We start from the raw sequence: 10,517 nt of genomic DNA, 5'->3' as shown, positions 1-10,517 counted from the left end.
CTCCCGCTCCGCGACCGGCGGAGCGGGAGCGGCCGCCGCTCGGCCAGCCTGCTGGCGCGGACGGCCGCAGGCACAAGAATGATCGTCATGGCATCGTCCCCGACCCCCCGCTATTCCGGCCAGAGCGCCTGCGCCGGCGAACCGAGGACCCCGCTGCGGGACTTCCTGCGCACCGAGACCGGCAGCGCCGCCGTCCTGCTCGCCGCCACCCTGGTCGCGCTCGCCTGGGCGAACGTCGGCCCCGGCAGCTACGAGGAGTTCTGGCAGACGCACCTGTCCGTCAGCCTGGGTTCCAAGGGCGTGTCGCTCGACCTGCGCGAGTGGGTGAACAGCGGCCTGATGACGCTGTTCTTCTTCGTCGTCGGGCTGGAGGCGCGCCGCGAGTTCGACATGGGTGAACTGCGCGAGCGCAGACGCATCGCCCTCCCGCTGCTCGCGGGCGTCAGCGGCATGCTCGTCCCGGTGGCGATCTACCTCGCCGTCACCGCCGGGCACGGCGAATCCCACGGGTGGGGAGCCGCGATGTCCACCGACACGGCGTTCGCCCTGGGCATGCTGGCGTTGTTCGGCACCCGGCTGCCGCAGGCGCTGCGCACCTTCATCCTCACGGTCGCCGTGGTGGACGACTTCGTCGCCCTCGGGGTCATCGCGGTCTTCTACAGCGGCACGATCACCGCGCCCGCCCTGCTCGCCGCGGTCGGGATCTTCGCGGTGATCCTGGTGCTGCGCGCCCTCGGCGTGCGCCGGGGAGCGGTGTACGCGCTGCTCGCGGTGGCGATGTGGGTGGCGCTCCTGGAGTCCGGCGTCGATCCGGTCGTCACCGGCCTGGCCATGGGCCTGCTCACCTACGCCTACCCGGCGGCCCGGAGCGACCTGGAGCGGGCCAGCGGGCTGTTCCGGCTCTTCCGCGAACAGCCCACACCCGAGCTGGAACGCTCCCTGCGGGCCGGGCTCGCCACCACGATCTCGCCCAACGCCCGGCTGCAGCGCCTCTACCACCCGTGGACCAGCTACGTGATCGTGCCGCTGTTCGCACTGGCCAACGCGGGCATCGCGGTCAGCGGCAGCGAACTCGCCCGGGCCCTCGGCTCGCCGATCACCCTCGGCATCCTGTTCGGGTACGTCCTCGGCAAGCCGGCCGGCATCCTCGGCGCCGCCCTGCTGACCACCGCGCTGAGCCGTGGCCGGCTGCGCCCGCCGGTCGGCTGGGGGGCCGTCACCGCCGGGGGCACCATCGCCGGGGTCGGCTTCACGGTGTCGCTGCTGATCGCGACCCTCGCCTTCGACGGGCGCGACCTCGTCGACGCGAAGGTCGGCATCCTCGGCGCGGTGGTCTGCTCGTTCGCCGCCACCTGGGCCGTCACCTGGGTGATCGGCATCCTGCCGCGCCGCCCCAGGATCCGGGCGCTGCTCGGCAGCGCCGAGGACATCGTCGACCTGCTGGTGCCGGTGGACCCGGAGCGCGACCACATCCGCGGCGCGTTCGACGCCCCGGTCACCGTGGTCGAGTACGGCGACTTCGAGTGCCCTTACTGCGGGCAGGCGGAGCCGGTCGTCCGCGAGCTGCTCGCCGGGTTCGGCGACATCCGGTACGTCTGGCGCCACCTGCCGCTGCCGGACGTCCACCCGCACGCCGAACTGGCCGCGCGGGCCGCCGAGGCCGCCGCCGTCCAGGACGGCTACTGGCAGATGCACGACCTGCTGCTCACCCACCAGGGCGCGCTGCGGGCCGCCGACCTGCTCGGCTACGCCGAGGGCATCGGCCTGGACGCCGACCGCTTCCACCGGGACCTGCGGGCGGACACCGGCGCGCACCGGGTCGCCGAGGACATCGAGTCCGCCGACCTCAGCGGCGTCTCGGGGACACCGACCTTCTTCGTCAACGGCAAGCGCCACCACGGGGCCTACGACCTGGCCGGCCTCTCGGCGGCCGTCCGGACGGCCCGCGAGCGCGCCGCCGCGGAGCGGTGATCAGACCTCGGCCAGCGGCCTGGCCGGGTCGGCGAGGGCGGCCGGGTCGACCGTGCGGCCGGAGCGGACCAGCTCGCGGACCGGATCGGTGACGTCCCAGACGTTGACGTTCATCCCGGCCAGCACCCGGCCGCCGGAGAGCCAGAACGCGATGAACTCCCGGCCCGCGACGTCGCCCCGGAAGACCACCCGGTCGTAGCCGCCCGGCTCGACGTAGCCGGTGTACTCCATGCCCAGGTCGTACTGGTCGGAGAAGAAGTAGGGCACCCGGTCGTACACCGCGTCCTGGCCGAGCATCGACCGGGCCGCGGTCTGCGGCTGGTTGAGGGCGTTCGCCCAGTGCTCGACCCGGATGTGCCGGCCGAGCAGCGGGTGGAACGCGTTCGCGACGTCCCCGGCGGCGAAGACGTCGGGGACGGAGGTGCGCAGCCGCTCGTCCGTCCGGACGCCGTTGTCGACGTCCAGGCCGGCCGCCTCGGCGAGCGCGGTGTTGGGGGTGATGCCGATGCCGACGATCACGGCGTCGGCCGCGACCGTGCTGCCGTCGCCGAGCCGAACGCCCGTCACCCCGTCGGCGCCGCCGGTCAGCTCCTGCACCTGGACGCCGAAGCGCAGGTCCACGCCGTTGTCCCGGTGCAGCCCGGCGAAGACCTCGGCGACCTCGCGGCCGAGCACCCGCAGCAGCGGCAGCTCGGCCGACTCCAGCACCGTCACCTCGGCGCCCGCCGCGCGGGCGGCGGCGGCCGTCTCCAGGCCGATCCAGCCCGCGCCGACCACCACGATCCGGGCCCTGGGGCGCAGCACCTCCTTGAGCCGCTCGCTGTCCCCGACCCGGCGCAGGTAGAACACCCCGGCGTGGTCCGAGCCGGGGACGGGCAGCCGGCGCGGCGAGGAGCCGGTGGCGAGCAGCAGCTTGGCGTAGGGGATCCGGCTGCCGTCGGCGAGCGTCACGGTGTGCGCCGTCGGCGAGATGGCGGTGACGGCCAGGCCCAGCCGCAGGGTGACGTCGTGCTCGGCGTACCACTGCGGCGGGTGGACGTAGATCTTCTCGCGCTCGCTGGTGCCGAGCAGGTACCCCTTGGACAGCGGCGGCCGCTCGTACGGACGCTCGTGCTCGTCGCCGACCAGCACCACCGGGCCGTCGTGCCCGGCCTCGCGCAGCGCCTCGGCGGCCTTCGCCCCGGCGAGGCTCGCCCCGACGATCACGAACGCCCGGTCCGTACCCGTTCCTGTACCCACGGTCAGCTCCTTGTCGACGTGCCCGGCCAACGACAGCCTGCCCTGCGGGCCGGGGGGAGTCGAGACCGCGCCGCGCGCGGCGCCGCGGGCTCCCCCTTTCGGGTGACCGGCGGGGTTCAGGAGGCCATCGCGGCGCGCACCAGCGCGGTGTCGGTGAACTGCTCGAACCGGACGATCAGGCCGCCGCGCACGACGAAGTGGTGCGCCACCCGGACGTTCAGCGGCCTGCCGGTGGCCCTGTTGCGGGCGGTGTACCTGGCCAGGACGACGACGTTCTCGCCGTCCACCACGTAGCTGTCGTCGTGGGCGGCCCAGTCCTCCCAGTCGGCGCCGAGCCGCTCCATCACGCCGGCGGTCACCCCGGCGGGGGTGCGGTACGTCCCGGCGAGGGGGAAGCCGGCCATCTCCGTCCACTCGACGTCGTCGGCGAGGGTGGCGCGCAGCGCGGCCAGGTCGCCGCGGGCGGACGCCAGGTACTGGCGGCGCACCACGTCGGCGGGTGCGGGCGAGGGGGCGCCGTGGTCGGTCACGGTCAGTCCCATGTCAGCTCGCCCATGGCGACCTTGGTGCCGAGGTCGACGGCCAGGGCCATGCCCGCGTCGGGGTAGCGGCGCTCCAGCGCGGCCTGCGCGGCGGCGGCGTCGGGGGAGGTGCTCACGGCCGTCTCGAACGCCCGGAGGTACTCCCGGGTGTGCCGGATCGCGGTCAGGTCGGTCGGTGCGCCCTCGGTGCGGTGCCCCGCCACCACGAACCGCGGCGCCAGTGCCTCCATGCCGTCCAGCAGGTCGATCCAGGCGGCGCGCTGCTCGGGCCGCGGCGTGTCGGCGGTCCACACGTGCAGCCCCTCGAACAGCAGGACGCCGCCGAGGACGGTGCTGTGCTGGTGCTGCCAGAGGTAGTGCCGGTCGGGGAGGTGGAAGTCCGCGCCGCGCAGCTCGAAGCGGTGGCCCTCGAACTCCAGGTCGTCGCCGGCCAGCACGTCGGGCAGCACCAGCCGGGTCGACAGCTCCTCGCCCAGGTGCGCCCAGGCCTGGAGCTTGCCCCGGTAGGTCTCCCGGATGTGCTCCACGACCAGGTGCGGGGCGAGGAAGCGGGCCTGCGGGAAGGCGTCCTGGATCTCCTCGGCGCCGAAGTAGAAGTCCGGGTCGCCGTGGCTGACGAAGACGGTGGTGAGCCGCTTCCCCGAGGCCCGTACGGCCTCCACCAGGCGGCGGCCGTCGGAGCGGGTGAACCCGGCGTCCACCAGCATCGCGTCGTGCTGGCCGGTGACCAGCACGGCGGTCTTGTTGAGCGAGCCGTCGGGGCTGTCGATGATCCGGAAGTCGAGGGCGGTCATGGCGGGGGTCCCTTTCTCCGGTCCGAGCCCCCCGCCCAGCCTCCGCCCCGCACACCCCCCGCCGCACCCGAGGCTGCGCCGAACAGGGCAGCCCGCCCGCCCCGGGCGGGCCGGAGCCGTTGTCGAGAGCTCCCCGCCGCCCGCCGCCGGACACCACCTGTCTCATCCGCCTCCTCAGCCCCTGGCCCGCCTGGGGAACACCGCGCACCCACCGGGCGTTCGACCGGGCATGACCAGCACCCCCGCGCCGCCCACCGCCCCCGAGGTACTCCGCTACGCGGCCTTCGCCACCGACCCGGCGGGCGGCAACCCGGCCGGCGTCGTGCTGGACGCGGGCGCGCTCGGCGAGCAGCGGATGCTGGAGATCGCGGCCGCGGTCGGCTACTCGGAGACCGCCTTCCTGGCGCCCGGCCCGACCGCCGGCGCCTACACCGTGCGCTACTTCAGCCCGCTGATGGAGGTGCCCTTCTGCGGGCACGCCACCGTCGCCGCCGCCGTCGCGGTCGCCGAACGCGGCGGCCCCGGCCGGTACGTGTTCACCACCGCCGCCGGCGAGGTGCCGGTGGAGACCGAGCGGGACGCCGCCGGGGCGCTGCGCGCCACCCTCACCAGCGTCGAGCCGCACACCGAGCCCGCCGGCGCGGCCGACGTCGCCGAGGCACTGGCGCTGCTCGGCTGGGCCGCCGGCGACCTCGACCCGGCGCTGCCGCCCCGGTTCGCCTACGCCGGTGCCCGGCACCTGGTGCTGGCCGCGGCCACCCGGGCCCGGCTGGCCGACCTCGCGTACGACTTCGACGGCCTCGCCGCCTGGATGACGGCCCGTGGCCTGATCACCCTGCAACTGGTCTGGCGTGAGGACGCCGCCACCTTCCACGTCCGCGACCCGTTCCCGGTCGGCGGAGTGGTGGAGGACCCGGCGACGGGCGCGGCCGCCGCCGCCCTGGGTGCCTACCTCCGCGAACTGGGCGCCGTCACCGCGCCGGCGACGCTGACCCTCCACCAGGGCGCCGACCTCGGCCGGCCGGGTGTTCTACTGGTGGGCCTGCACGAGGGTGACGGCCGGGTACGCGTGTCCGGTACGGCGGTCGCCATCCCGGGCTGACCCCCTCCGTCCGGGCCGCGCCCCGGGCGCCGCCCGACCGAGAGGCCCGCACCGTGCCCGCCAGCCGCCCCTCCCTGCTGTACGTCACCGACCTCGCCTACCCGGCCAACGGCCGCCGCTACGGCGACGAGGACACCCGGCTCACCGCCCGCCTGCGCGAGTACTTCGACCTCGCGCTCTGCCACCCGCTGGACGCCCGCGCCCTGATGGGCCGGTTCGACGCGGTCGTGGTGCGCAACAGCGGTCCGGTGCTGCACTACCAGGAGGAGTACGACGCGTTCCGCCGCGCCGCGCTCGCCGAGGGCGTGCTGGTGTACAACCCGCTGACCGGCCGGGGCGACATGGCGGGCAAGCAGTACCTGCTGGACCTGAGCGCGGCCGGCGAGCCCGTCATCCCCACCGCCGACGGCGACCACGGCGCGGCGGCCGTCCTGGCGGCGCTCCCCGCCGTCGAACGGTACGTGGTCAAGCCCCGGCACGGCGCCGACTCCGTCGGCCTGCGGATCCTCACCGCGGACGGCCTGGACGGGGAGGGGCTGGGCGGCTGCCTGGTGCAGCCCTACGTACCGTTCCGTCACGAAGTGTCCTTCTACTACGTGGACCGGGACTTCCAGTACGCCCTGTACGCCCCCGACCCCGAGCGGCGCTGGGAGCTCGTGCCCTACGCCGCCACGGCCGACGACCTCGCCTTCGCGGACCGCTTCGTCGAGTGGAACACCCTGTCGCACGGCATCCAGCGGGTCGACGCCTGCCGCACCGAGGAGGGCGGGCTGCTCCTGGTGGAGCTGGAGGACCTCAACCCCTACCTCTCGCTCGACCTGGTGGACGACCCCACCCGTGAAGCATTCGTGCAGGCGATGTGCCGGTCCGTCGAGTCCCTGCTGCGGACGGGCTGACCGTACGCCCGGCGTCCCGGGTGCCGGTGGCCCGGCGGCGATGCGGTAGTTTGGGCACGCTTGACGGGGGGATTCAGGAATTCAGGTGCCTGTACGACAGCGCCTGTGCTTGGCTTGTGCCCGTCGCACACGGGCAGTGGGGAGCCCTCACTCCCACCTTCTTGACGCCGTAGTACAGGAGCTTGTCATCAACACCGTGATACGCAGGACCGTCCGGACGACCCTGGTCGCCGCCGCATGCACCACCGTCCTCGCCGGCGGCCTCGCCGCCTGTGGCGCCGTCAAGGAGCTGTCGGCCGCCGAGAAGGTGTCCGACGCGTTCGGGAAGCTGGGCGACGGCAAGGCGTTCAGCGCGAAGCTGTCGTTCGACGCCACCGCCGCGCAGATCGAGGCTTTCGGCGTTGCCACCGATGACAAGATCGACAGCAAGACGGCGGACACCCTCGCCTCGCTGAGCCTGTCCTTCGGCGTCAGCGCGGACAAGCCGCTCAAGGACCTCGCGGCCGTCAAGAACCCGGCTGCGGGCGCCGACGCGCTGACCGCCGACAAGTCGACCTCCTTCTCGTTCGCCGTGGCCGGCAAGGACGGCAAGTCCGTCGCCGAGGTGCGCCAGGCCGGCGGCAAGACCTACCTGCAGGCCGACGCCGCCGCGGCCGCCGCGCTGTTCGGCCAGGACGCCTCCGAGATCACCGCCGTGACGGAGAGCCTGCCGGGCCCGCTGAAGGGCGCGCTGTCCGGCAAGTGGATCTCGATCGACCCCAAGGCGCTCCAGGACTTCTCGGAGTCCGTCGCCGGGGGCGCGCCCGGCGCGGCGCCGTCCGCCGCCCCCTCGGTGAAGCCCGAGGTCGCGCAGAACTTCCTCAACTCCGTCAAGGACGTCTTCTCCCGCGACACCTCCTTCGAGGACAAGGGCAAGAAGGACGGCAAGCAGCTCATCGTCGTCACCGCCTCGGCCCGCACGGTCGGCAACGACCTGCTCAAGGCCTTCGAGCCGCTGGCCAAGGAGCTCCCGACGATGGGCAAGCTGCCCACGGCCGTCCCGAGCGACGTGCCGGACAAGAAGCTCGCCCTGAACCTCCTGCTCGACGGCGGGGCGCTGTCCTCGATCTCCTTCGACCTCGCGCAGCTCGACGACAAGGCCGCCCCCGGCGCCACCCTGCCGGTCAAGATCGCGTTCGGCAAGGACGTCCCGGCGATCCAGGCGCCCGCCGGTGCCACCGAGATCACCACCGCCGACATCGAGGGCATCTTCGGCTCCCTCGCCGGGGCCGGCAGCGACTCCGGCCCGGGCGACTCCGACCTCCCGCAGGCCGACACGCTGACCGACGCCCAGATCAAGGAGCTCGTCGCGACCACCTCGCTGACCGAGCAGCAGATCAAGGCCTACAACAAGCTCGGCCTCACCTACGAGGACATCAAGGACCTGGGCAAGTCCGCGAGCTGACCGCACGACGCCGGCGCCCTCCCCGCCCCCGGGCGGCGAGGGCGCCGCTGCCGTTCCGGCCGCGCCCGGCCCGCCGCCGCGCCCGCCGGCCCGCCACCCCGCCGTGGCGCCCGCCGCACCGCCCGCGCGGATGCCACAATCAGCTGCGTCGACTGCCCGACGGACGCCAGGAGAGCGGCATGCCCGAGACGACCGACCCGGTGGACCTGCTCGCCCGCGCGCTGCGCCTGGCGGGTGAGGTCATCGGCGCGATCGAACCGGACCAGGCCGCTCTGCCCACCCCCTGCCGGTCCTGGGACGTCACCGACCTGGTCAGCCACCTCATCGACGACCTCCGGCAGTTCACCCTCCGGGCCACCGGCGGAAACCCCGACTGGAAGGCCCCGGCCGAGCGCGTCACCGACGGCTGGCAGCCGGCCTTCGACACCGGCGCCGAGGAGCTGCTCGCCGCCTGGCGCCGGGCCGGCGACCTCAGCGGCACGGTGCAGGTGCCGGGGATGGGCGAGCTGCCCGCCCGGTTCCCGGTCGACCAGCAGATCGCCGAACTCGCCGTCCACGCCTGGGACCTGGCGACCGCCACCGGCCAGTCGACCGACCTGGACGAACAGGTCGGCCGGGCCGCGCTGAGCTGGGGGCAGGGTGCGCTGCGCCCGGAGTTCCGGGGCGAGGAGTCCGCGGGCCGGGCCTTCGGCCCCGAGACGCCGATCGCGCCGGACGCGCCGCTGTACGACCGGCTGGCCGCCTACTTCGGCCGCCGGCCCTGACCGGCGCAGGCCGGGGCCGGCCGGCTCAGTCCAGCGGCGCGACCTGACGACCGTCCCGCGCGGACAGTACGGTGATCGCCTCGACCGGGCACATCTCGGCCGCCTCCGTCAGTTCGTCACCCTCGTCGGAGACCGGACGCAGCGGGTACGCCCGGCCGTCCCGCCCGAGGGCGAGGTCGGCCGGGGCGGTGGCCGCGCAGACCCCGGTGCCGACACAGCGCTCCCGGTCGACCCGGACCACGAAACCGGATCCGGGCGCGGCCGCGCCGCCCGGGACCGGGACCGGCAGCGGACCGGCCGTCACCAGGCCACCCGCAGCGAGACCGGGCTGCGGGTCAGCAGCCCCTCGCGCCAGTCGATCGCGTCGGCCGCCCCGGCGAGCCGCAGGCCCGGCAGCCGGCGGGCCAGCCGGTGCAGCGCGAGTTCCAGCTCCATCCGGGCCAGCCAGGCGCCCAGGCAGTGGTGCGGACCGGCCCCGAAGGTGAGGCCCGGCGCGGAGAGCGGTGCGAACAGGTCGTCGGCCAGGCCGCCGGGGAAGTGCCCCGGGTCGTGGTTGGCGGCGGCCGTGTCGGCCGCGACCACGCTGCCGGCCGGGATGGTGACGCCGCCGATCTCCACGTCCTCGACGGCCCGGCGCAGCAGCCCCGGCAGCACGTCGGTGTCGCCCAGCGGGATCGCCCGCAACAGCTGCTCGGCCGCCGCGGTGGCGCTCGCCTCGTCGGCGCCGAGCCGCTGCCAGGCCTCCCGGCCGTCCCCGAGCAGGTACACCATGGCGTTGCCGAGCGTCGTCATGGTCGTCTCGTGGCCCGCGACCACCAGGCCGACCACCATCGAGACCAGCTGCGGCTCGGTGATCCCCTCCGTCTCGGCCGCCGCCGCCAGCAGTCCGCTGACCAGGTCGTCGCCCGGCTCCGCCCGCCGCTCGGCGATCAGCCCGGCGGCGAACTGCGCGAACTCGCCCATCGCGGCGCCGATGGCCTCCGGCGCGTACGCGGTGGCGGACAGCGCGTGGTCGCTCCAGTGGCCGAGCCGCTTGAGGTCGAGCCCGTCCAGGCCCATCAGCCGGCTGATCACCGCCACCGGCAGCGGCCGGGTGTAGCCGGCCACGATGTCGGCCGGTGAGCCCTGGTCGATCAGCTCGTCGATCAGGCCGTCGACCACCGAGGCGACCCACGGGCGCCAGCGGGCGATGGCCCGCGGCGTGAACGCACGCTGCACGGTGCGGCGCAGCCGCTGGTGCTCGGAGCCGTCCAGGTTGAGCAGGACGTCCGGGTCGTCCAGGATGCCCGGGGACAGCGAGAGCGCCGGCGCGCCCGGGGCGAACAGCTGGGAGCGGTTCAGGCGCGGGTCGGTGAGCACCTGGCGGACGTCGGCGTGCCGGCTGACCAGCCAGACCGGCGTGCCGGTGGGCAGGGCGGCCAGGCGGGGCGGCCCGGGCTCGGCGTGGCGCAGGCAGTGCAGGGGGACGAGCGGGGTCTCGGAAGCTGCCGGGCCGGTCTCGACGGACATCCATCCTCCTGGCGGTGGATCGCTGGGCGGTCTTCGGGGCACGACTCCGTACGACCGTATGTGCGGCGCACCCGCCGGGGCAGCGGCAGTTCCGGCCAACGGCAGGCGGTTCCGGGCCGGTTCGTGTGCGGTCGTGGCCGCTCGCGGTGGCGGCCGGGCCGCCGGAGGTCCGGTGAGCGGGATCACCGGTGGCGCTCACCGGGGCTCGCGCGGCTCGGCGATACGCTTCGACAGTGTCAGCAGACCGGCGCAGTGC

General features: G+C 74.6%; 10 protein-coding genes. 5 read left to right on the top strand and 5 right to left on the bottom strand.

Annotated elements, in window-relative coordinates:
• Window positions 1-87: 87 nt before the first annotated feature.
• Window positions 88-1,971 (top strand): Na+/H+ antiporter NhaA, encoded by a 1,884-nt coding sequence (gene nhaA / locus ACFUK0_RS27540; RefSeq protein WP_380254837.1) that lies wholly within the window; start codon window positions 88-90, stop codon window positions 1,969-1,971.
• On the opposite strand, the gene ACFUK0_RS27535 is transcribed toward nhaA, so the two are convergent.
• The 3 genes from ACFUK0_RS27535 to ACFUK0_RS27525 all read right to left on the bottom strand — a co-directional run bounded on the left by ACFUK0_RS27535 (window position 1,972) and on the right by ACFUK0_RS27525 (window position 4,546).
• A complete protein-coding gene (locus tag ACFUK0_RS27535) occupies window positions 1,972-3,216 on the bottom strand; it encodes an NAD(P)/FAD-dependent oxidoreductase (protein WP_380254839.1) in 1,245 nt (414 codons plus the stop codon). It lies immediately after the preceding gene.
• 110 nt (window positions 3,217-3,326) lie between these two features.
• Window positions 3,327-3,752: a nuclear transport factor 2 family protein gene (locus ACFUK0_RS27530; RefSeq protein WP_380254835.1), complete on the bottom strand. Its 426-nt coding sequence runs from the start codon at window positions 3,750-3,752 to the stop codon at window positions 3,327-3,329.
• The gene (locus tag ACFUK0_RS27525; protein ID WP_380254833.1) at window positions 3,743-4,546 is read right to left on the bottom strand and encodes an MBL fold metallo-hydrolase; all 804 of its coding nucleotides are present in this window, start codon (window positions 4,544-4,546) and stop codon (window positions 3,743-3,745) included. The genes ACFUK0_RS27530 and ACFUK0_RS27525 overlap by 10 nt, the downstream gene beginning before the upstream one ends.
• Window positions 4,547-4,775: 229 nt before the next feature.
• On the opposite strand from ACFUK0_RS27525, the gene ACFUK0_RS27520 reads away from it, so the two are divergent.
• The 4 genes from ACFUK0_RS27520 to ACFUK0_RS27505 all read left to right on the top strand — a co-directional run bounded on the left by ACFUK0_RS27520 (window position 4,776) and on the right by ACFUK0_RS27505 (window position 8,752).
• Window positions 4,776-5,648, top strand: coding sequence for a PhzF family phenazine biosynthesis protein (locus tag ACFUK0_RS27520; protein ID WP_380254831.1), 873 nt, complete (start codon window positions 4,776-4,778; stop codon window positions 5,646-5,648).
• 53 nt (window positions 5,649-5,701) lie between these two features.
• A complete protein-coding gene (locus ACFUK0_RS27515; RefSeq protein ID WP_380254829.1) occupies window positions 5,702-6,544 on the top strand; it encodes a hypothetical protein in 843 nt (280 codons plus the stop codon).
• Between the two features lie 196 nt (window positions 6,545-6,740).
• Window positions 6,741-7,988 (top strand): hypothetical protein, encoded by a 1,248-nt coding sequence (locus ACFUK0_RS27510; RefSeq protein WP_380254827.1) that lies wholly within the window; start codon window positions 6,741-6,743, stop codon window positions 7,986-7,988.
• 179 nt (window positions 7,989-8,167) lie between these two features.
• On the top strand, window positions 8,168-8,752 hold the full coding sequence (locus ACFUK0_RS27505; protein WP_380254825.1) for a TIGR03086 family metal-binding protein: 585 nt from the start codon (window positions 8,168-8,170) through the stop codon (window positions 8,750-8,752).
• Window positions 8,753-8,777: 25 nt separating this feature from the next.
• On the opposite strand, the gene ACFUK0_RS27500 is transcribed toward ACFUK0_RS27505, so the two are convergent.
• A complete protein-coding gene (locus ACFUK0_RS27500; protein ID WP_380254823.1) occupies window positions 8,778-9,056 on the bottom strand; it encodes a ferredoxin in 279 nt (92 codons plus the stop codon).
• Window positions 9,053-10,261: a cytochrome P450 gene (locus ACFUK0_RS27495; protein ID WP_380254821.1), complete on the bottom strand. Its 1,209-nt coding sequence runs from the start codon at window positions 10,259-10,261 to the stop codon at window positions 9,053-9,055. Before ACFUK0_RS27495 ends, ACFUK0_RS27500 begins: the two co-directional genes overlap by 4 nt.
• Window positions 10,262-10,517 lie beyond the last annotated feature (256 nt).

The organism is Kitasatospora sp. NPDC057223, from assembly GCF_042669755.1.
In the GTDB taxonomy this organism is placed as follows: domain Bacteria; phylum Actinomycetota; class Actinomycetes; order Streptomycetales; family Streptomycetaceae; genus Kitasatospora.
This window is presented reverse-complemented; position numbering and strand designations above follow the sequence as displayed.

Bases quoted from the DNA above. Each gene is read 5' to 3' on its own strand.
- nhaA (WP_380254837.1), top strand. From the start codon at position 88: ATGGCATCGTCCCCGACCCCCCGCTATTCCGGCCAGAGCGCCTGCGCC.
- ACFUK0_RS27530 (WP_380254835.1), bottom strand. From the start codon at position 3,752: ATGGGACTGACCGTGACCGACCACGGCGCCCCCTCGCCCGCACCCGCC.
- ACFUK0_RS27525 (WP_380254833.1), bottom strand. From the start codon at position 4,546: ATGACCGCCCTCGACTTCCGGATCATCGACAGCCCCGACGGCTCGCTC.
- ACFUK0_RS27520 (WP_380254831.1), top strand. From the start codon at position 4,776: ATGACCAGCACCCCCGCGCCGCCCACCGCCCCCGAGGTACTCCGCTAC.
- ACFUK0_RS27505 (WP_380254825.1), top strand. From the start codon at position 8,168: ATGCCCGAGACGACCGACCCGGTGGACCTGCTCGCCCGCGCGCTGCGC.
- ACFUK0_RS27495 (WP_380254821.1), bottom strand. From the start codon at position 10,261: ATGTCCGTCGAGACCGGCCCGGCAGCTTCCGAGACCCCGCTCGTCCCC.